Source organism: Micromonospora sp. C41 (genome assembly GCF_018070485.1).
GTDB lineage: Bacteria > Actinomycetota > Actinomycetes > Mycobacteriales > Micromonosporaceae > Micromonospora > Micromonospora chalcea.
The window spans coordinates 176,216-196,753 of sequence record NZ_JAGPXP010000005.1; the positions used below are offsets into that span (position 1 = coordinate 176,216).

Consider the following 20,538-nt stretch of genomic DNA (forward strand, 5'->3'; position numbering starts at 1 on the left):
CTTCGGGACGGGCGGATGTGATCAGGACAGCCGTACCCGTCGATCCGGGTGGCTGATGATGACCATCATCATGCGCGAGACATCGACCGATGCACGTCAACCTTTCGGTCGACACGCCGCCGTATCGTCGTGGAGCTTCCCCGCGCGGGGAGGTCAGCCGATGATGCCCTCGTCGCGGGCCCAGCGCAGCAGCGCCGCCTCGGCCTCGTCGCGGTCCAGCGGCCCGCGCTCCAGTCGCAGCTCCTTGAGGTGCTGCCAGGCACGGCCGACCACCGGTCCCGGCGGTACGCCGAGCAACTCCATGATCGCGTTGCCGTCCAGGTCGGGCCGCACCCGGGCCAGGTCCTCCTCGGCGGCGATCCGGGCGATCCGCTCCTCCAGCGCGTCGTAGTCGGCCGCGAGCTGCGCGGCCTTGCGCCGGTTGCGGGTGGTGCAGTCGGAACGGGTCAGCTTGTGCAGGCGGGACAGCAGGTCGCCGGCGTCGGTGACGTACCGGCGCACCGCCGAGTCGGTCCACTCGCCCCGGCCGTACCCGTAGAAGCGCAGGTGCAGGCCGACCAGCTTGACCACCTGGGAGGTGATCTCCTTGGAGTAGCGCATCGCCTTCATCCGGGCCTTGGTCAGCCGGGCCCCGACCACCTCGTGGTGGTGGAAGCTGACCCGGCCGTCCGCGCCGACCGCCTTGGTGGCCGGCTTGCCGACGTCGTGCATCAGCGCGGCCATCCGCAGCACGAAGTCGCAGCCGTCGGACTCCAGTGACATGGCGTTGCTGACCACTGTGAGCGTGTGCTCGTAGACGTCCTTGTGCTGGGCGTGCTCGTCGATGGTGAGCTTCAGGCCGGTCAGCTCGGGCAGGAAGCGCTCGGCCAGGCCGGTGTCGACGAGCAGCCGCAGCCCGGTGATCGGGTCGGCGCCGCAGAGCAGCTTGGTGAACTCGTCCCGGATCCGTTCCGCGGTGATCCGGTCCAGGTCGCCGGCCATCTCGGTCATCGCGGCGCGGACGTCCGGGTGAACGGCGAAGCGGAGCTGGGCGGCGAACCGGGCCGCGCGCAGCATCCGCAGGGGGTCGTCGCGGAACGACTCCTGCGGCGTGCCGGGGGTACGGATGATCTTGGCGGCCAGGTCGGCCAGCCCGCCGTACGGGTCGGTGAACCGGTGGTCGGGCAGGCTGACCGCCATCGCGTTGACGGTGAAGTCGCGGCGCTTCAGGTCTTCGACCAGGCTGGTGCCGTACTGCACCACCGGGTTACGGCTGACCTGGTCGTAGACCTCGGCCCGGAAGGTGGTGATCTCCAGGTTGAGGCCGTCGCGCTGGCAGGCGATGGTGCCGAACTCACGCCCGGTCTCCCAGATCGACTCCGCCCAGCCACGGATGACCTTGACCGTCTCGTCTGGGTGGGCGTCGGTGCAGAAGTCGAGGTCGTTGCCGAGCCGGCCGAGCAGCGCGTCGCGGACGGATCCGCCCACCAGGTGCAGTTCGTGACCGGCCTGGGCGAAGCGCCGGCCCAGCTCGTCGGCGACCGGTGAGACTCGGAGCAGTTCGGCGACGGCGTTGCGCTGCGCGGCGGTCAGCTCGCGGCGGTCGGCGGCGTGGGAGGCGGAGGCTTCGGACATGGGATCGCCAGCCTATCGGGCCGAGGGTGGATCGACCGCGCCGGGCGCGGGTAACGGGCGGAGGTTGACTAAGGTTCCGGTTGGGCGGGGCCGGCCGGACCCGGTTGCGACGTACCCCTTGGAGGCTGGCAGATGAGCGGCGGGCTCTACCGCAGCGCGAACGCGCACGGCGGCGGCCTGCCGCCGGACGACGGCGCCACCTTCATCTCCGCCGAGCCGCTGAACCAGCCGGGCGTCGAGGCCGTCGCGCCCCCGCAGGAGGTGGTGGCCGAGACCAGCGCCGCGGCGAACAGCGCGGTGATGGCCATCGGCAGCCTGGTCAGCCGGGGTACGGGCTTCATCCGCAACCTGATGATCGGCGCCGCGCTCGGCACCATGGTCGGTGACGCGTTCACCACCGCCCAGTTCCTGCCCAACCAGGTCTACGAGTTCCTGCTCGGCGGCGTGCTGACCAGCGTCCTGGTGCCGGTGCTGGTCCGCCGCCGCAAGATCGACGCGGACCGGGGCGAGGCGTACGCGCAGCGCCTGCTGACCCTCGCGGTGCTGGCCCTGGCCGCGACCGCGCTGATCGCCGTGGTGCTGGCCCCGGTGCTCACCGCCGTGTACGCGGCCGGCAGCGACGACCCGGCGTACACCACGCTGGTCACCCGGCTGTCGTACCTGATGCTGCCGATGCTGTTCTTCACCGGCATCAGCGCGCTGATCGCCGCGGTGCTGAACACCCGGGGGCACTTCGCCGCCCCGATGTGGGCGCCGATCCTCAACAACATCGTGTCCATCGGCACGTTCGGCCTGTACATCGTCGTCTACAGCGCGAAGGCGCTGCCGCCCGGCGAGGTGGGCTGGGACCGGATCCTGCTGGTCGGCGGCGGCACCCTGCTGGGCGTCGCGGTGCAGGCGATCGGCCTGCTGCCCGCGCTGCGCAAGGTCGGCTTCCGGTGGAAGGCACGGTTCGACTTCCGCGAGCTGGGGCTGCGCGAGCTGGCCCGGCTCGGCGCCTGGATGTTCTGCTACGTCGCGGTCAACCAGCTCGGCCTCTTCGTGGTGGTCAACCTGCTCAACCGGGCCACCGGCGGGGACGGCCAGAACGCCGGCCTGCTGATCTACAACAACGTCTTCCTGCTGCTGATGATGGCGCACGGCATCATCGCCGTCTCGATCATCACCGCGCTGATGCCGCGGATGAGCGCGGCCGCCGCCGAGAACCGGTTCCACGACGTCACCGCCGACCTGTCCCGGGGCACCCGGATGGTCACCGCGGTGCTCGCGCCCATCGCGGTCTGCTACGCGGTGCTGGCCGCCCCGATCTCGGTGGTGGTGTTCCGGTACGGCGCGTTCACCGGCGACAACGCGGTGGCCACCTCGACGGTGCTGCTGGTGGCGGCGCTCGGCCTGGTGCCGTTCGCGGTCAGCCAGCTCTTCACCTTCGCGTTCTACGCGCTGCCGGACACCCGTACCCCGGCTCTGGTCAACATTCCGGTGGTGGCGCTGCGCGTCCTGCTCCAGGTCGGTCTGTTCCTGATCTTCTCGAACACGTTCGCGGCGGCCGGGATGATGCTCGGCAACGCCGTGTCGTACCTGGCGGCGGCGATCATCTCGGCGATGCTGCTGCGGCCCCGGGTGGGCCGGATCGGGCTGGGCGGGATCATGCGCACGCTCGGCCGGGTGGTCGTGGCGGCCCTCGGCGCGGCGGTCGTCGGCCTGCTCGTGGTCGCGGTGCTGCCGGGCGACCCGGCGAGCCTGAGCTGGCTCGCCGCGGCGGTCCAGTTGGTGATCGGCGGGGCGGCGATCGGCGCCACCTACCTCGGGCTCGCCATGGTGCTGCGGATCGGCGAGATCACCGAGGTGGTCGGGATGGTCCGGCGGCGCCTCGGGCGTTGACCCCCTCGGTGACCGACGGTGAACGAGGATCACCAGGCTGGGGATACGGCTGTGGATAACTTGGAATTCCCCCGTCCACTGGGCCTCTCGGCCTGTGGACAACCAACCGTACGGACGAGGGAGCGCAGGCCGGGAAGGGGAAAACCTCCCTGTCGCCGCACCGGTACGCCCCTGTGCCACCTCGTTGCCGTCAACCTCTAGATTGGCGGTGCGTGTCCGGCTCGCCCGCCGGGTGGGCGGGCGACCCGGCCGGGAGCCCGTGGCGACTGGCCTTCCGGCCGGTCACAGCGGGAAGATGACATGTCGGAGAACCGGGCATCCCGGGTAAGGTCGCTCTCGACGGGTACGACCGGGATCGACGCGGCGTCGAGACCGCGGCCGTTCCACCGAAGGCAGAGCGGGAAGCCACATGCCCAGCAGCACGGGTCCATCGATCGACGCGATCACCGAGGGAGGACGGGTGACCCAGGTCGGCGAGGGTCAGGAAGCGGAGGAGACCTCTCCTGCGGTCGTGACCTTCGGTGCTCCCACGGTCGGTGAGCTGCTCGCCGAGCGGTACGAACTGGTCGAGCACATCAACAACGACAGCGCGGGCCGGCTGGTCTGGCGCGGTGTCGACGTGGTGCTCCGCCGTCCCGTCGCGGTGGTCCTCCGCTACCCGGGTGGCGACTCCGCCACCGAGATGCTTCAGGCCGCGGTCGCCGCGAGCCGCGTCATCCACCCCAACCTGGTCGGCGTCTACGACGCGATCGACGAGGACGACCGCGCCTACGTGGTCCGCGAGTGGGTGGACGGGCAGTCGCTGCGCGAGATGGTCGCCGCCGACGGGCCGCTCGACCCGGCTCGGGCCACGGCGATCGGCAACGCCGTCGCGAGCGCCCTCGCCGCCGTACACGCCACCGGCATGGTGCACGGCAACCTGCACCCCGGCACGGTGATGATCAGCGACGACGGCCGGGTGGTGCTCGCCGACGCGCGTACCGACGGGGCGGACAGCCAGCAGAACGACCTGCGCGCGGTCGGTGGGGTGCTCTACTTCGCCCTGACCGGGCACTGGCCGCACGGCGAGGCCCCGCTGCACGGCGCCACCGCCGGGCACGGCCGCGCCGCCCTGCCGGACGCGGTCCGCGACGCCGCCGGCGCCATCGCCGCGCCCCGGCAGGTGCGTGCCGGCGTACCGGCGTACCTCGACGACCTGACCATGGACCTGCTCGACCGGGAGATCGACCCGCCGGCGTCGGACGTGCTGGCCGCCGAGCTGAGCCGGCTCGACATCCCGGCCGACGAGCAGTTCCTGGAGCAGGCCGGGCCGCTGCGTTTCACCGCCGAGCCCGGCGAGGAGCCCTCGCCGCTGGCCGCGGCCGGCGGGCGCAAGGTCGCCATCGGCATCGCCGGCATGCTGGCTGTCGCCCTGGTCGGGCTGCTCATCGGCATCAACGCGCTCGGCGGTGGCGACGACGGCGACAAGGAGCCGGTCGCCCAGCCGTCGAACAGCGCGCCGGCCAGCGCCGGCGGTGGCGACGAGCCCGCAGCGCAGGTCCGCAAGCTCACCATCCAGGACGTACGGATCATCGACCCGGACGGCGATCGCGCGGAGGTGCGCAACGCCGAGAAGGTCATCGACGGCGACGACGACGAGGGCTGGGAGACCAACACCTACCGGACGAACGCCAAGTTCGGCGGCCTCAAGAAGGGCATGGGCGTCTGGATCGACCTGGGTGCCCCGCACTCGGTCAAGCAGCTGGAGGCGACGCTGTCGGCCACCGGCGCCACCGTCGAGCTGCGTACCGGTGCCCGCGGCGACTTCCCGTCCACCTCCGCCGGCGACAAGCAGCTGGTGAACGCCTACTCCACGGTGGTCGGGCCGGCGAACGAGAACGGCGGCACGAAGATGATCTTCGACGCCTTCCAGCCGGACCAGAAGTACCAGTACCTCCTCTTCTGGATCACCAAGCTGCCGGTGAAGGACAATGGCAGCACCTGGAAGCTCGGCGTCCAGGAGATCACGGTCCAGGGCTCGTGACCCGTCGGCCGCGCCCGCCGCGCCACCTCCGCCGGACGTGGTGATGGCGGAACGCGACGACCCGCAGCCCGGCCGCTCCGACCTGGACCTGCTCCGGGCCCACGTGGCGGGCGACCGGGACGCCTTCACCGAACTGTTCCAGCGGCACCGCGACCGGCTCTGGGCGGTCGCCCTGCGTACGATCGGCGACCGCGAGGAGGCGGCCGACGCCCTCCAGGACGCCATGCTCTCCGCCCACCGCGCCGCCGCCCGGTTCCGGGGCGACTCGGCGGTCACCACCTGGATGCACCGGATCGTGGTGAACGCCTGCCTGGACCGGATCCGGCGGCGGCAGACCCACGCCACCGTCCCGCTGCCGGACGGGACGCACACCGACGGCGAACCGGGCCGGCACACCGGCGGGCGGGAACCGGCCGCACCGGCACACGACCACGACACCGCGCTCGTGGTCCGGCAGGCTCTCGCGGCGCTACCGGCCGAACAGCGGGCCGCGCTGGTCCTGGTGGACGTGCAGGGCTATCCGGTCGCCGAGGTGGCCCTGATGCTCGGCGTCGCCGAGGGGACCGTGAAGAGCCGGTGCGCCCGGGGCCGGGCGAGGCTCGCCGTCCTGCTCGGGCACCTGCGGACCGGTTCCGACTCCCCCGCGGCCGACGTGCCGCGGGTCACCTCCGGGAACCGGCGGGGCCCCGAGGGCGTCGGATCCTCGTCGGGAGCGTCCCGTCAGGCCGTCAGCCAGGAGGAGCCGTGACTTCCCGGGAGTTCAGCGAGGTCGACCACGACCTGCTCGCCGACTACCTCGGCGGGGCGCTGGACGGCACCCCCGAGCAGGCGACAGTGGCCCGGCTGGTCGAGCAGGACCCGGCATGGCGGGTCGCGTACGAGACGCTCGCCGAGGCGGTCGACCTGGTGCACGCCGACCTGGCCGGCTGGGCGGCGGCGCCCACGCCGGAGATGCCGGTGGCGGTGACCGACCGGATCACGGCGGCGCTCGCCGGGGCCGGACCGGGCGCGCTGCGCGACGGTACGCCCGTCGTACCGGCTCAGGCCGGCGGCGCGGCCCGCCCGCCCGGCGCCGCGTCGCGTCCCGAACGACACAGCGGCCCCGGTCGTCGTCCCCGGCGCTGGGCCCGGATCGCCGGGCCGGTGGCCCTGGCCGCGGCCTCGGTCGCGGCGGTGGGGCTCGGTGTCGGCCGGCTGGCCGACCCGGGCGACGGCGGTACGGCCGACCGGGCGGCCGGGGAGGCGGCGCCGATGGCCGCCGCGCCGTACCGGACCACCGGACCGGCGCTGCGCAGCGGCACCGACTGGACCCCGGAACGCCTCGCCGCCGCCCGCGTGCCCACCGGGGCGAAGTCGACGCCGCAGGACATGGCCGCTCCGTCCGGCGCGGCGCGGGAGAACGGCCCGGAGACGCCGCTGTACAGCGACAAGTACCGCGCCGGGGGGTTCGCCGGGCTGGACCGGCTGACCCGGCCGGAAACGCTCGGCGCGTGCCTCACCGCGATCGGCGCGGAGCACGGCGCCACCCCGCTCACCATCGACATGATCGACTACGCCCGGTACCAGGGCGCTCCGGCGCTCGTGGTGACGTTCGCCGACGCGACCGGCGCCCGCTGGGGCTGGGCGAGCGGGCCGGAGTGCGGCGTGCCCGGGTCCGGCGCGGACACGCGCTTCCGTACGCGGGTAGGGTGAAAACGCGGTCATCACGCGTGTCCCGCACGTGACCTGACCCACCGGATGACCGGCTCGGGAATCCCCGCTTCGTACGATGACGTTCTGCAAGTCAGGCGCCGGCGCCGCTGAGCCGTCGGCACTCGGGATCGACATCGGTGCGGCCGGTGACGAACACACACATCGGGAGACGGCAGTGGACGAGGTCCGCAACCTGATCATCATCGGCTCCGGTCCGGCCGGCTACACGGCTGCGGTCTACGCCGCACGCGCCAACCTGAAGCCGCTGGTGATCGAGGGCGTGCAGTCGGGTGGCGCGCTGATGACCACCACCGAGGTGGAGAACTTCCCCGGCTTCGCCGACGGCATCCTCGGGCCCGAGCTGATGGACAACATGCGCAAGCAGGCCGAGCGTTTCGGCGCCGAGTTCCTCACCGACGACGTGACCCGGGTCGAGCTGAAGGACACCGGCGAGATCGGCTCCGACGCGGTCAGCACCGTGTGGGTGGGCGAGACCGCGTACCGCGCCCGCGCCGTCATCCTCTCCACCGGCTCCGCCTGGCGGCCGCTCGGTGTGCCGGGCGAGCAGGAATACCTCGGCCACGGGGTGTCGTCCTGCGCCACCTGTGACGGCTTCTTCTTCCGCAACCAGCACATCGTGGTGGTCGGCGGCGGCGACTCGGCGATGGAGGAGGCCAGCTTCCTCACCCGGTTCGCCGAGTCGGTGACGATCCTCCACCGCCGCGACTCGTTCCGCGCCAGCAAGATCATGGCGGACCGGGCGCTGAGCAACGAGAAGATCAAGGTCGAGTGGAACACCGTGGTCGAGGAGATCCTCGGCGACGACGGCAAGGTCAACGGCGTACGGGTGCGCAACGTGCACACCGGCGAGAGCAAGGTGCTCGACGTCACGGGCGTGTTCGTGGCGATCGGGCACGACCCGCGCAGTGAGCTGTTCCGCGGCCAGGTGGAGCTCGACGACGAGGGGTACGTGAAGGTCGAAGCGCCGAGCACCCGTACCAGCGTGCCGGGCGTGTTCGCGGCCGGTGACGTGGTCGACCACACCTACCGGCAGGCCATCACGGCGGCCGGCACCGGCTGTGCCGCCGCGCTGGACGCCGAGCGCTTCATCGCCACCATCCAGGGCTGAGAGTTCGACGAGCAAGGTTCGGAGGAGGAGAGTTCATAGTGGGAGCAACCAAGGCGGTCACTGACGCGAGTTTCGTCAGCGACGTGCTGCAGTCCGACAAGCCGGTCCTGGTGGACTTCTGGGCGGAGTGGTGCGGCCCGTGCCGCAAGGTCTCGCCGCTGCTGGAGGAGATCGCCGGCGAGATGAAGGACCAGGTCACCATCGTCAAGCTCAACATCGACGAGAACCCGGAGACGGCGCGCGCCTACCGGGTCATGTCGGTGCCGACGCTGACGATCTTCAAGAACGGCCAGCCCGTGCAGTCGATCGCCGGCGCCAAGCCGAAGGGCGAGTTGCTCAAGCTCATCGAGTCGGCGCTCTGAGCCGTACCGGCAGCGCCGGAACCCCCGTCACCCCGCCCGGGTGACGGGGGTTCCGGCTTTTCTGACCTGCATGAACACGAACCCGCCGGGTACCGGTCACGGTACGCTCCGTAAGCATCTCGTCGGAGTTCCGGTCCTGCCAACGTCCGTGCATAGGGGGTCGTCGTGCATCCGATCCGACCCGGTGACCAGGGACCGGCGGTGGCCGAGATCCGGACCGTCCTCGTCGGCCTGGAGCTTCTTCCCGCCGAGGGCGGAGGCGACGACTACGACGCCGAGACCGAACGCGCGGTCCGGGCGTTCCAGCAGTCCCGCGGCCTCAGCGTCGACGGGCGCGTCGGCGCCGAGACCTGGCGGGCGCTGGACGCGGCCCGCTGGCGGTTCGGCGCCCGCGCGCTCTTCCACGCCGTACCCGAGCCGATCACCGGCGAGGACGTCCGCTCGCTCCAGGAACGCCTCCTGGAGATGGGGTACGACGTGGGGCGCGCCGACGCCATCTACGGCATCCGCACCTCCCGCGCGGTGGCCCAGTTCCAGCGGGAGATGGGGCTGAAACCGGACGGGTCGTGCGGGCCGCACACCGTCAACGCGCTGCGCCGCCTCGGCCGCAAGGTGGTCGGCGGACGCCCGCAATGGCTGCGCGAGTCCGACGCCATCCGGCAGGCCGGGCCGGAACTGGTCGGGCGGACCGTGGTGATCGACCCGGGGCACGGAGGCACCGACCCGGGCGTGGTGGTGCCCGACGGCCCGCTGCACTGGACCGAGGCGGACCTCGTGCACGACCTCGCCAGCCGGCTGGAGGGGCGGCTCGCCGCGGCCGGCGTACGGGTGCAGCTGACCCGGGGCCCCGCGCCCGCGAGTTGCCTGCCCGACGCGGACCGGGCCCAGCTCGCCAACTCCCTCGGCGCCGACGTGTTCATCTCGCTGCACACCGACCACCACGCCAACCCGGCCGCCGAGGGGGTCGCCACCTACCACTACGGCACCGACAACGGCGTCACGTCGGCGACCGGCGAACGTCTGGCCGGGCTGGTGCAGCGGGAGATCGTGGCCCGCACCGGGCTGCGTGACTGCCGTACCCACGCCAAGGCGTGGGAGCTGCTCCGGCTCACCCGGATGCCCGCGGTACGCGTCGAGGTCGGCTACCTGACCTCGCCGGACGACCGGGCCCGGCTGGTCGACCCCCGGTTCCGGGACCGGGTGGCCGAGGCCATCGTCGCCGCGGTGCAGCGGATGTACCTGCCGATCGAACGCGACGTGCCGACCGGCTCGATCGACGTGACCGAACTGCGGGCGGCACTCGCCGCCGGCACCGTCGTCGACTGATCCCCGCTCAGCTGGTCGAGCGGGTGGCCGGCGCCGGGCGGACCGGCCGCAGCAGCGTCTCCGGGCTCATCGAGCCGAGCAGCTTCTCCAGCGCGTACTCGACGTCCGACTTCCAGCTCAGCGCCGTCCGCAACTCCAACCGCAGGCGCGGGTAGCGCGGGTGCGGCCGGACCGTCTTGAAGCCCACCGAGAGGAAGAAGTCGGCGGGCGCCACGCAGGCGCGGGCCGGGTCGTCCGCGTCGTCGCCGAACTTGGCGTCCCCGAACGCCTCGATCGCCTTGATGCCGCGCTTGGTCAGGTCGCGGGCCACGCCCTGGACCAGCATCCGGCCCAGGCCGCCGTCGGCGAAGGCGGGCACCACGTGCGCCGTCATCAGCAGCGCCGCGTCCGCCGAGACCGGCGAGGTGGGAAACGCCATCGAGCGCGGGACGTACGCCGGCGGCGCGTACATGACGAAGCCGGCCGGCATCCCGTCGACGTAGACGAGCTTGCCGCAGGAACCCCACTCCAGCAGCGTCTGGGAGACCCACGCCTCCTTCTCCAGGCCCGGGTCACCTGCTGCGCAGGCCCGCTCCGCGGAGACCGGATCCAGCTCCCAGTAGACGCAGCGCCGGCACGATCGAGGCAGGTCCTCCAGCGTGTCCAGGGTCAGGCTGACCAGACGTCGCGACATGAGCGCACCCCACCAATAGGCTCGGAGCGCCGGTTCCTCCCGCGCCCTCCTGCTCCCGACGAGCGATCGTACGCCCCTGTCCGGCGGTACGGGAGGGAACGCGTGAACCCCCGCCCGGACGGCCGAGTGGCGGGTCCGGGATGTGGACGTGTCCACACGGCCGGTGCCGCTACCGTCACCGGGGACTACGATCGACCAACCGGCCCTCGCCGCCAATGGATGTCGGCATCGCGGGTACCACACCGGGCGGCAGCCCCGCCGACACCCGATCGAGGTGATGTCATGACCGGCACGACGCTCGACGACTACACCGACAGGTACGCCCGGCGCGTCCGCGGGATGACCGCCTCGGAGATCCGGGCGCTCTTCGCGGTGGCCAACCGGCCGGAGGTCGTCTCGCTCGCCGGTGGGGCACCCTACATCGCGGCGCTGCCGCTCGACGCGGTCGGCGAGATGCTCGGCCGGCTCGGCTCCGAGCACGGCGCCACCACCCTCCAGTACGGCGTCGGCCAGGGCGCCCCGGAGCTGCGCGAGCGGATCTGCGAGGTGATGTCCCTCTCCGGGATCGACGCCTCGTGCGGCGCCTCCCCCGAGGACGTGGTCGTCACCGTCGGCGGCCAGCAGGCCCTCGACCTGGTGGCCCGGCTCTTCCTGGACCCGGGTGACGTGGTGCTCGCCGAGGGGCCGACGTACGTCGGCGCGCTCGGGGTGTTCCAGGCCGCCCAGGCCCAGGTGGCCCACGTGCCGATGGACGACGAAGGGCTCATCCCGGAGGCGCTGGAGGTGGCCATCGCCGACCTGGCCCGGGCCGGGCGCCGGGTGAAGTTCCTCTACACCATCCCCACCTACCAGAACCCCGCCGGCGTGACGCTGAGCGAGGAGCGGCGCGAACGGGTGCTCGACATCTGTGAGCGCGCCGGGCTGCTCGTGGTGGAGGACGACCCGTACGGTCAGCTCGGCTTTGAGGGCGAGGCGCCCCGGCCGCTGCGGGCCCGGCGGCGCGAGGGGGTCTTCTACCTGAGCACGTTCTCCAAGACGTTCGCGCCGGGCCTGCGGGTGGGCTGGATCCTGGCCCCGCACGCGGTCCGCGACAAGCTGGTCATCGCCAGTGAGGCGCAGATCCTCTGCCCGAGCGCCTACGCCCAGTCGGCCGTCTCGACGTACCTCGGCACCATGCCCTGGCGGCAGCAGCTCAAGGTCTACCGCGAGATCTACCGCGAGCGCCGGGACGCGCTGCTCGACGCGATGGCCGACCTGATGCCGGAGGGCACCACCTGGACCAGGCCGCAGGGCGGCCTGTTCGTCTGGGCGACGCTGCCCGACGGGCTCGACTCCAAGGCGATGATGCCGCGGGCAGTGGCCGCCCGCGTCGCGTACGTGCCGGGGACCGGCTTCTACGCCGACGGCACCGGCGCCGGGAACATGCGGCTGAACTTCTCCTTCCCGACGCCGGAGCGGATCCGCGAGGGTGTCCGCCGGCTGGCCGGGGTGATGGAGCAGGAGATCGCGATGCGGAAGGTCTTCGGCGCGGTCGGCGGTGCCGGACCCCGCCGACGCCAGGGCGGCTCGGACGCGCCCGGTCCCGACTTGGCATGATGCCCGCATGTCCGACAGCCCTGCCGCACCGCCTCCCGTGACCGGATCCGCCGTCGACGAGCTGCACGTGCTCGTACTCGCCGGTGGCCTCTCCTACGAGCGGGACGTCTCGCTGCGGTCGGGCCGCCGGGTGCTCGACGCGCTGCGCGCGGTCGGCGTGCAGGCGGAGCTGCGCGACGCCGACGTGGCGTTGCTGCCCGCGCTGACCGCCGACCCGCCGGACGCGGTGGTGATCGCCCTGCACGGCGCCACCGGCGAGGACGGCTCGCTGCGCGGCGTGCTCGACCTCTGGGACGTGCCCTACGTCGGCTGCGACGCCCGGTCGTCCCGGCTCGCCTGGGACAAGCCGTCGGCGAAGGCGGTGCTGCGCGAGGCGGGCATCCCGACGCCCGACTGGGTGGCGTTGCCGCACGACCGTTTCTCCGAGCTGGGCGCGGTCGCCGTCCTGGACCGGATCGTCGACCGGCTCGGGCTGCCGCTGATGGTCAAACCGGCGCAGGGCGGCTCCGGACTGGGCGCCGCCGTGGTCCGGGAGGCGGCGTCGCTGCCGGCCGCCATGGTGGGTTGTTTCGCGTACGACCAGACCGCACTCGTGGAGCGCTACGTGCCCGGAATGGACGTGGCGGTCTCCGTGCTCGACCTCGGCAAGGGCCCGCAGGCCCTGCCCCCGGTCGAGATCGTGCCGCGCAACGGCGTCTACGACTACGCGGCCCGCTACACCGCCGGCCGTACCACCTGGCACGCGCCCGCCCGGCTCGACGCCGCGACGACAGCCCGGGTGACCGAGGTGGCGCTCGCCGCGCACACCGCGCTCGGCCTGCGCGACGTGTCCCGGGTCGACCTGATCGTCGACGCCGGCGGTGACCCGCACGTGCTGGAGGTGAACGTCTCTCCGGGCATGACCGAGACGTCGCTGCTGCCGCTGGCGATCCAGGCGGCCGGGCTGGACTTCGGCCGGGTGCTCGGCACGCTCGTGACCCGGGCCGCCGCCCGCCGCTGAGGTCAGCCCTCCCGGGTACGCCCCGCCCGCGGCTGGTCGTCCTCGACCATGTCCTCGGCCTCGCCAGCAGTCGGGGCGTCCCCGGTCTCCTGCTCCTCGGCCGCCTCGGATCCGTCCTCCGGCTCCGGGTCGTCGACCGACGGGCCCGCGGAGGGGTCTGAGACGCCCCCTGCCGCCTCGGACTCCGGGATCTCGTCCGCAGCCTCGATCACTGATGCGGGCTCGTCCTCGGGCTCCTCAGCGGCGTCCGCGGCCGAGGCCGGGGCAAAGCTCGACGGGGCCTGCCACTGGATGCGCGGCGGCTCGGCGAGCGGCCGGCCACCGAACTCGGCGAGCCACGCGGCCACCAGGGCCAGATTCTCCCGCCACTTGTCCTCGGAGATGGGAGGCAGGATCGAGTCCCACAGCGACAGGAACGTGCCGCGCAGTTGCAGCCGCCCGTACGGCCGGGCCAGGAACCACAGGTGCAGGTGCGCGGAACCGTCGCCCCAACGATTCACGTGGACCCGGGCCACGCCGTCGAGCGACCGGACGGCCCGCTCCAGGCGCACGGTCATCACGCCCAGCTCGGCGGCGAGCAGATTCGGCAGGTCGCCCAGATCCAGGTGGGACCGGGACTCCAGGATCAGGACCATCGGCAGACCGGTGGGCCGGTCCATGGCACGGACCCGCCACCGCTCACCGACCCAGATGTACGCCTCGTCGGGCGCATTGCAGGCGGTGCACTCCCGGTCCGCCTCGCCGCGGCGGGGAGGTTCGAACGGTACGGGCTCGTCGAGCTGCTTGACGCGGAGATCGCCCTCGAAGGGAAAGGACGGCCACTGGGTGAAGTCTGGAACTGAGGGAGGGGTGTCCGGCACGACGCTGACCCTAACCGAGTTGGCGACGCCTGTCCCTACCCGTTCCACTGGCCGCGCACAGGTTGTCCACCACGTTGTCCACAGGGTGCCGAGATCACCAGTACGGTGCGTCATCCACTGCTCAGCAAGGGTTTCCGCGCTTCGTTTCACGTGAAACGAGACGAGCCTGTGGACAACTGCTGTGGATAACTGGAGGGCGTGTGGATCCGTTCTTCCAACGATCGGGCGCGCGATCCGTACCGGGTTCGGGAAGGGCTTCTTGCGGTCGGTTTCACGTGAAACGACGGCGGTCGGATCGTCCGTGGTTCCACGCCGGTCCTCGGTACGCCGGAGGCTGCGTCCTACGTCAGCCCGGCGCGGGGGTTCGCTGGGCCGGGGTTCTCGATGGCCGGCTGATCCACGGTGACTCTCGACCGGTCCGCCGCCCGTCGAGTCGACCAACCGGTCTGCGACATGAGGGCACAGCCCGGCCGGACACCCGCCGAGTGCCAAGCAGCCGGGACGGCAGCGTCCGCCAGGCCGGCCCACGAAGCGGCATCCGAGCCACCTCGGCTCAGCGGCGCACCGCGGCTCACCCCGAGCCACCGGGGCCAGCCGGGTCACCGGGCTCCTGCCGTTCCCGGCCGCCCCGCCGCTTTGGCCGCCCCGGCCGGACAGCCCGCTCCGGCCCGCTCCGGCCGCTCCGGCCGCTCCGGCCGCTCCGGCCGCTCGGTCGCTCCGGTCGCTCGGTCGCTCGGTCGCTCGGTCGCTCGGTCGCTCGGTCGCTCGGTCGCTCGGTCGCTCGGTCGCTCGGTCGCTCGGTCGCTCGGTCGCTCGGTCGCTCGGTCGCTCGGTCGCTCGGTCGCTCCGGCGAGCATTCTCGCGCCCCCGCTTCGAACCTGCGAGGGATCAGCGGCTAGCGACAACTCATCCGGCTCCTGTGCGGGTGGTCTGGAGGCGTTGCTGACAGGGTGGTCATCGGCCGGGGCGACGGGGACATCTTGGGAAACGCGCGCCCCCAGACGGGACCACTTCGGTCCGGGCTCGCCAACGCCAGCCGCCCCGGGTGCGGTGGAACACCATGGGTGTCTCCGAGGCGTTTTGACACCCATGGTGTTCCACTCGGTCCAGCTGCCGCTCTGGCGGGATGGCAGCGTGCGGGGCGGTGGGTGTCGGGGCGGTGAGTGCGCAGCGGCGGCGGCTGCACCGACGGCCACCGGCGCGGGGCATCGGCGAGACGGCCGCATCAGCGACGCGATGTCAGCATCGACGCGATGGACGTGCGTCATCGTTTGGCCGGGTGGCCAGTAGCGGCCGGCATGGGACTGGGCCCGAAGGGCGGGCCACGGTGACCCAAAGGCGACGAGCCCAGGTCGGCAACCCACGTGGTTGCCCTTTGCCCATGCCCGAGCGGACGTTCTTGTTCGGGCAGCGGCCGCCGCTTCGTGGGCAGTTCGATGTACAGCTTCGACCAGTAGCGTCGCGCGCCGCATCGGCGGGGCGGCGGGAGTGCTCAGCGGCCTCACGCGGGCCTACCCGTTTCACGTGAAACGCCGCCGCCTACCGACCGGGCTGCACCCGGTCCTTGCCCTCCTTCTGAGGCGAGTAGTCCGCGAGTTCGGCACCCCAACCCGGGGCAGAAGCGAACCAGCCGCCCAGGTTCCGCCAGTCGCCTTAGCCACCCGGCCTATCCCGCCGCCGCGCGACCGCGTCGCCTCGGCACATCGCCACCGCGCTACCACCGCTACCCCCGCCACCCGCATTACGGCGCCACCGCGTCACCCGCGCCACGACGCCACCGCGTCACCCGCGCCCCCTCGCCACGCGCCACCGCGCCACCGCGCCACCGCGCCACCGCGCACCGGGCACCGGGCACCGGGCACCGGCATTCTCGTTTCACGTGAAACCAGCGGGAAGGACGCCGAGCTGGCCAAGCCCTCGCGCGGGCAGCAGCAGACGGTTCGCAACCGAAACGGCGTCCTGAAGAAAGAGAACCGGCCGCACCCCCTCGCGGGCGATGCGGCCGGCCGGACAACCTCTGACGGCTACGCCTCGGGCTGCTCCTCACCGTCCATGCCGATGATCCCGACGATCCGCTCCAGGTCGTCAACGGTGGCGAACTCGATCGTGATCTTGCCCTTGCTCCGGCCGATGTCGACCTTCACCCGGGTGTCGAACCGGTCGGAGAGCCGGTCCGCGAGATCGGTGAGCGCCGGGGCGTGCGGCTTCGGCCGGCGCTTCGCGGCAGCCGTCTTCGCCGGCTCCTCGGCGAGCGCCAGGTGCACCAGTTCCTCGGCACCGCGTACGGAGATGCCCTCGGCGACGATCCGCTTGGCGAGCTGCTCCTGCGCCTCGGCGTCGTCGAGGCTGAGCAGTGCCCGGGCGTGACCGGCGGAGAGCACTCCGGCGGCGACCCGGCGCTGCACAGCGGCCGGCAGGTTCATCAGCCGGATGGTGTTGGAGATCTGCGGGCGGCTGCGGCCGATCCGCCGGGCCAGCTCCTCGTGGGTGGCGCCGAACTCCTCCAGCAGCTGCTGGTAGGCCGCCGCCTCTTCCAGCGGGTTCAGGTTGGCGCGGTGGATGTTCTCCAGCAACGCGTCCCGGAGCATCGCGTCGTCCTTGGTGTCCCGGACGATCGCGGGGATGGTCTCCCGGCCGACCGCCTGGGCGGCGCGCCAGCGCCGCTCACCCATGACGAGTTCGTACTTCTCGGTGTCGAGCTGGCGGACCACGATCGGCTGGAGGAAGCCGACCTCCTGGATCGAGGTCTTCAGCTCCTCCAGCGCCTCCTCGTCGAAGACGTGCCGGGGCTGCTTCGGGTTCGGCACGATGGCGTCGACCGGGATCTCGGCGAAGCGTGCGCCGGGCACCGGGCTCAGGTGCGACTCGGGCTCGACGGCCGGCGACGGGGTGCTTCCGACACCGCCGGTGATGGCGGCGGTCGCGCCTGCGACCGGAGCCGAGGGCGACGCGGCAACTGCCGACGACTCCGGTTCGGTGGCCGCCGGTTCGGCGCCCGGTACCGGTCCGGTGGGGATGAGGGCGCCGAGCCCTCGGCCCAGTCCGCCGCGGGGACGGTTCTTCATGCGACGCCTCCCAGCGACATCTCCGCACTACGCATTCCGGCTCACCGGCTCCTTGACGCCTCGTTCCGCGATCTCCTGGGCGGCCTCGAAGTAACTCGTGGCTCCCCGCGAACCGGGATCGTAGGTCATCACCGACTGGCCGTAGCTCGGTGCCTCGGAGACACGCACGTTGCGCGGGATGACGGCCTGGAGCACCTTGTCGCCGAAGTGGTTCCGGACGTCCTGCTCCACCGCGTCCGCCAGCCGGGTGCGCCTGTCGTACATGGTGAGCAGGATGGTGGAGACCTCGAGCTTCGGGTTGAGGTGCTGGCGCACCAGGTTGATGTTGTTGATCAACTGGTTGAGCCCTTCCAGCGCGTAGTACTCGCACTGAATCGGGATCAGCACCTCCTGCGCGGCGACGAGCGCGTTGACGGTCAGCAGGCCGAGCGACGGGGGGCAGTCTATGAAGACGTAGTCGAAGTGCCCCGGGTACGCGGCGATCGCCCGCGCCAGGCGCGACTCCCGGGCCACCACGGAGACCAGTTCGATCTCGGCGCCCGCCAGGTCGATCGTGGCCGGTACGCACCACAAGTTGGGGATGCCCTCGACGGCCTGCGCCACCTCTTCGAGCGGCACGCTGTCGATCAGGCAGTCGTAGACGTCGGGCACGCCGGTGTGGTGCGGGACGTTCAGACCGGTGGAGGCGTTGCCCTGGGGATCAAGGTCGACCACGAGCACCCGGTTGCCGTGCAGCGCGAGCGCCACGGCCAGGTTCACGGTGGTGGTCGTCTTACCCACGCCGCCCTTCTGGTTGGCGACGCACATCACCCGGGTCCGGTCCGGGCGGGGCATGGTGACCTCGCCACTGGGATTCAGGATCTGCACGGCGCGCATCGCCTCCATAGCCAACGGTGGATCATCCTCTTCGCGCGTCGGGGTTTCACGTGAAACGTACGTGCTGGCGTCTACCTCGTCGCCGTACCCGCTCGCCTGTGGCGTGTCGGACGGCGTCACGGTGACCTCGGGAGCGGCCTGGTGCGGCACGGCCGAGACGGGCGGCTGGGGTTCGAAGCGAGCGGGCACCGCGACGTTCGCCCGCACCGCGGGTGGCCGCGGCGTCGGCGCGTTCGCCGGGCCGTCTGCCGGGTCGAGCGGGTCACGGGCCGGCGGGACGTTCGCCGGCGCCGACGAGACGGGCCGTACGGAACCGGCGTGCGGCGTGTCCCGCCGCTGCGGCGGCGGCTCGGCCGGCGGGTAAGAGGCGGACGGATCGCGGGGCTCGTTCACCGTCCACTCCCGGTAGTTGGTTTCACGTGAAACGGGGCCGGGGGATTTCCCTCCGGGCCCGGTCAAGCGTGGATCGTCGTACCTGCCGTCGTCATGCACCTGTCATCCCTACCCGCTCCGGATGGTCGGTCCGCACCCGTCGAATCGAATACCGGGCCCTCGCCCGGCGTGGTCGGCTCGGCGGGAACCATCGGGTTCGGGTGCCGCCCGGCACCGCCGTTCCACACTATCGACGCGCGGTCAGCCTACGGCCGACGGGCGCGGTGGGTCCATGTCGGGTTGTGATCGATCGCGTCACGCCCACCCGGTCCAACGACCGGGTGGGCGTCCGGACAGCCGTTTCGGTCAGCGGTCGCCACGACGGCGGCCGCCACGCGACCGCTTCGGCTTCTTGGCCCGGCGCGGGTTCACCACGCGCTCACGGACCACCTCGATCACGGTCGCCGGGGGCTCGATCACCCCGTCGCCGCACCGGTGCAGCTCGGGCGTGCCGCCGCCGAGGCGTACCACCGCTTCGGTGTGCTCGGCGATCTCCTCGGCGGCCGAGGCGCCCTTGAGCGCCACCAGGCGGCCGCCGGAGACCAGCAGCGGTAGGCACCAACCGGCGAGCCGGTCCAGCGGCGCCACCGCGCGGGCGGTCACGATGTCGGCGGAGAGCGGCTCCCGGTCCCGCGACCCGGCCGCCGCCTCCTCGGCCCGCCCGCGGAAGACGCGGACGTCGCGGGTCAGGCCGAGGCGTTGCACCGCCTCGATCAGGAAGGAGGTACGCCGCGCGAGCGGCTCCACGAGCGTCACTGTGAGATCGGGACGCGCGATCGCCAGCACCAGGCCGGGCAGTCCGGCGCCGGAGCCGACGTCGATCACGCTCGCCCCCTCCGGGATCCGCTCGGCCACCACCGCGCAGTTGAGCAGGTGCCGGTCCCAGAGCCGCGGCGTCTCGCGGGGGCCGATCAGACCGCGCACGACGCCGTCGGTGGCAAGCAGTTCCGCGTACGCGGCGGCGAGGTCGAGCCGGTCGCCGAAGAGCGCGCGGGCCGCCTCCGCCAGTTCCGGCGGCAGCGTCGCGGACGCCGGATCGGGGACGGCCGTCGACTCCGCACCGTCCACAGGGGATGGCGTGTCCTCCGCCGGCTCCGCGAACACCGGGTCGGCCGCCGCAGCCGCGGCCACCGGTGCCACGTCCGCCGCCGGCTCGCCGGAGAACGCGGGCATCACGTCCATCGCCGGGTCGGCGGGCTCGACCCCGGTCACCACCGCCGGCTCGGCCGAGAAGGCGGGCTCGCCGGGGTCGGTCGCGGCCCTTTCCGGGTACGCCGGGTCGGCCGGCCCGTCGTCGTCGGAGAAGACCGGGTCGACTGTGGGATCGGGGCGCACAGCCGACGGCCCGGGCGGCGTACCACCCGGGCCGGCCACGGCGCCTGCCGTCGTCTCGTCGGAGATCACGGACCTCAGTCCGTCACCGGACGGACGACGATGCGGCGGTTGGGCTCGACGCCCTCGGACTCGCTCTCCACGCCGCTCATCGCGTTCACCACGTCGTGCACGCACTTGCGCTCGAACGCGGACATCGGCTCCAGGCGCACCGGCTCACCGTGCTCCTTGACCTTCTCGACCGCGTTCTTCGCCACGGCGGCCAGTTCCTTGCGCCGGGCGGCCCGGTAACCGCCGACGTCCAGCAGCAGGCGGCTCGGCGTGCCGGTCTGGCGGAACACGGCCAGCCGGGCCAGTTCCTGGAGCGCCTCCAGGGTCGCGCCGCGCTGGCCGACCAGGTTCTGCAGCCGTCCGCCGACGACCTCGACGACCGGACGGCCGCCGGAGACCAGCTCGTCGATGTCGCCGTCGTAGTCGAGGATGTCCAGCAGACCCTCGACGTAGTCGGCGGCGATCTCACTCTGCCGGAACAGGTCGCTGTCGGCCGGGGCCTTCTTCTCCCGGGCCTCGCCCGAGGCGTCCTCGGTCTCGGTGGCGGCGGTAACGGGGGTCTCCTCGTCCAGGGACTGGTCGGCGCTGGGGATGCTGGTCTCGGTCACGGGTCTCATCTCCGTACT

General features: G+C 72.4%; 16 protein-coding genes. 9 read left to right on the forward strand and 7 right to left on the reverse strand.

Annotated features, from left to right (window positions below; translation table 11 throughout):
• Positions 1-153: 153 nt before the first annotated feature.
• A complete protein-coding gene (locus tag KBX43_RS08090; RefSeq protein WP_043327693.1) occupies positions 154-1,614 on the reverse strand; it encodes a CCA tRNA nucleotidyltransferase in 1,461 nt (486 codons plus the stop codon).
• Positions 1,615-1,746: 132 nt separating this feature from the next.
• Here KBX43_RS08090 and murJ point away from each other — a divergent pair, with 132 nt between their 5' ends.
• The 7 genes from murJ to KBX43_RS08125 all read left to right on the forward strand — a co-directional run bounded on the left by murJ (position 1,747) and on the right by KBX43_RS08125 (position 10,027).
• The gene (gene murJ / locus KBX43_RS08095; RefSeq protein WP_064448057.1) at positions 1,747-3,495 is read left to right on the forward strand and encodes a murein biosynthesis integral membrane protein MurJ; all 1,749 of its coding nucleotides are present in this window, start codon (positions 1,747-1,749) and stop codon (positions 3,493-3,495) included.
• A 409-nt stretch (positions 3,496-3,904) separates the two neighbouring features.
• Positions 3,905-5,518 carry a protein kinase family protein gene (locus tag KBX43_RS08100; protein WP_064448056.1) on the forward strand — a complete coding sequence of 538 codons (1,614 nt, stop codon included), beginning with the start codon at positions 3,905-3,907 and terminating at the stop codon, positions 5,516-5,518.
• Between the two features lie 43 nt (positions 5,519-5,561).
• Positions 5,562-6,266: an RNA polymerase sigma factor SigM gene (gene sigM, locus KBX43_RS08105; RefSeq protein ID WP_064448055.1), complete on the forward strand. Its 705-nt coding sequence runs from the start codon at positions 5,562-5,564 to the stop codon at positions 6,264-6,266.
• Positions 6,263-7,210, forward strand: coding sequence for a hypothetical protein (locus KBX43_RS08110; protein WP_113974483.1), 948 nt, complete (start codon positions 6,263-6,265; stop codon positions 7,208-7,210). The genes sigM and KBX43_RS08110 overlap by 4 nt, the downstream gene beginning before the upstream one ends.
• 175 nt (positions 7,211-7,385) lie before the next feature.
• Complete coding sequence (gene trxB, locus KBX43_RS08115; RefSeq protein ID WP_064448138.1) at positions 7,386-8,339, forward strand: thioredoxin-disulfide reductase; 954 nt, start codon at positions 7,386-7,388, stop codon at positions 8,337-8,339.
• A 38-nt stretch (positions 8,340-8,377) separates the two neighbouring features.
• Positions 8,378-8,701, forward strand: a complete 324-nt coding sequence (gene trxA / locus KBX43_RS08120) for a thioredoxin (RefSeq protein WP_030499495.1) — start codon at positions 8,378-8,380, stop codon at positions 8,699-8,701.
• A 165-nt stretch (positions 8,702-8,866) separates the two neighbouring features.
• Entirely contained in the window at positions 8,867-10,027 is a 1,161-nt protein-coding gene (locus KBX43_RS08125; RefSeq protein WP_043327688.1) for an N-acetylmuramoyl-L-alanine amidase, read from the forward strand.
• 7 nt (positions 10,028-10,034) lie between these two features.
• Here KBX43_RS08125 and KBX43_RS08130 read toward each other — a convergent pair whose 3' ends face one another.
• Positions 10,035-10,700 carry a hypothetical protein gene (locus KBX43_RS08130; RefSeq protein ID WP_043327687.1) on the reverse strand — a complete coding sequence of 222 codons (666 nt, stop codon included), beginning with the start codon at positions 10,698-10,700 and terminating at the stop codon, positions 10,035-10,037.
• A 282-nt stretch (positions 10,701-10,982) separates the two neighbouring features.
• On the opposite strand from KBX43_RS08130, the gene KBX43_RS08135 reads away from it, so the two are divergent.
• Positions 10,983-12,296: a PLP-dependent aminotransferase family protein gene (locus KBX43_RS08135; protein ID WP_064448053.1), complete on the forward strand. Its 1,314-nt coding sequence runs from the start codon at positions 10,983-10,985 to the stop codon at positions 12,294-12,296.
• 7 nt (positions 12,297-12,303) lie between these two features.
• A complete protein-coding gene (locus KBX43_RS08140; RefSeq protein ID WP_043327686.1) occupies positions 12,304-13,296 on the forward strand; it encodes a D-alanine--D-alanine ligase in 993 nt (330 codons plus the stop codon).
• A 2-nt stretch (positions 13,297-13,298) separates the two neighbouring features.
• Here KBX43_RS08140 and KBX43_RS31395 read toward each other — a convergent pair whose 3' ends face one another.
• The 5 genes from KBX43_RS31395 to KBX43_RS08165 all read right to left on the reverse strand — a co-directional run bounded on the left by KBX43_RS31395 (position 13,299) and on the right by KBX43_RS08165 (position 20,529).
• On the reverse strand, positions 13,299-14,156 hold the full coding sequence (locus KBX43_RS31395; protein WP_307851485.1) for a hypothetical protein: 858 nt from the start codon (positions 14,154-14,156) through the stop codon (positions 13,299-13,301).
• Between the two features lie 2,024 nt (positions 14,157-16,180).
• Positions 16,181-17,221, reverse strand: coding sequence for a ParB/RepB/Spo0J family partition protein (locus KBX43_RS08150; protein WP_064448052.1), 1,041 nt, complete (start codon positions 17,219-17,221; stop codon positions 16,181-16,183).
• Positions 17,222-17,248: 27 nt separating this feature from the next.
• A complete protein-coding gene (locus tag KBX43_RS31835; RefSeq protein ID WP_307851486.1) occupies positions 17,249-18,589 on the reverse strand; it encodes an AAA family ATPase in 1,341 nt (446 codons plus the stop codon).
• Between the two features lie 246 nt (positions 18,590-18,835).
• The gene (gene rsmG / locus KBX43_RS08160; protein WP_209964509.1) at positions 18,836-19,702 is read right to left on the reverse strand and encodes a 16S rRNA (guanine(527)-N(7))-methyltransferase RsmG; all 867 of its coding nucleotides are present in this window, start codon (positions 19,700-19,702) and stop codon (positions 18,836-18,838) included.
• A gap of 236 nt (positions 19,703-19,938) precedes the next feature.
• The gene (locus tag KBX43_RS08165) at positions 19,939-20,529 is read right to left on the reverse strand and encodes a R3H domain-containing nucleic acid-binding protein (protein ID WP_030499504.1); all 591 of its coding nucleotides are present in this window, start codon (positions 20,527-20,529) and stop codon (positions 19,939-19,941) included.
• Positions 20,530-20,538: the final 9 nt, after the last annotated feature.

What these genes read in the sequence shown, in the direction of transcription:
- KBX43_RS08090 (WP_043327693.1), bottom strand. Translation starts at nt 1,614, where the DNA reads ATGTCCGAAGCCTCCGCCTCCCACGCCGCCGACCGCCGCGAGCTGACC.
- murJ (WP_064448057.1), top strand. Translation starts at nt 1,747, where the DNA reads ATGAGCGGCGGGCTCTACCGCAGCGCGAACGCGCACGGCGGCGGCCTG.
- KBX43_RS08100 (WP_064448056.1), top strand. Translation starts at nt 3,905, where the DNA reads ATGCCCAGCAGCACGGGTCCATCGATCGACGCGATCACCGAGGGAGGA.
- sigM (WP_064448055.1), top strand. Translation starts at nt 5,562, where the DNA reads ATGGCGGAACGCGACGACCCGCAGCCCGGCCGCTCCGACCTGGACCTG.
- KBX43_RS08130 (WP_043327687.1), bottom strand. Translation starts at nt 10,700, where the DNA reads ATGTCGCGACGTCTGGTCAGCCTGACCCTGGACACGCTGGAGGACCTG.
- KBX43_RS08135 (WP_064448053.1), top strand. Translation starts at nt 10,983, where the DNA reads ATGACCGGCACGACGCTCGACGACTACACCGACAGGTACGCCCGGCGC.
- KBX43_RS08140 (WP_043327686.1), top strand. Translation starts at nt 12,304, where the DNA reads ATGTCCGACAGCCCTGCCGCACCGCCTCCCGTGACCGGATCCGCCGTC.
- KBX43_RS08150 (WP_064448052.1), bottom strand. Translation starts at nt 17,221, where the DNA reads ATGAAGAACCGTCCCCGCGGCGGACTGGGCCGAGGGCTCGGCGCCCTC.
- rsmG (WP_209964509.1), bottom strand. Translation starts at nt 19,702, where the DNA reads ATGCCCGCGTTCTCCGGCGAGCCGGCGGCGGACGTGGCACCGGTGGCC.
- KBX43_RS08165 (WP_030499504.1), bottom strand. Translation starts at nt 20,529, where the DNA reads ATGAGACCCGTGACCGAGACCAGCATCCCCAGCGCCGACCAGTCCCTG.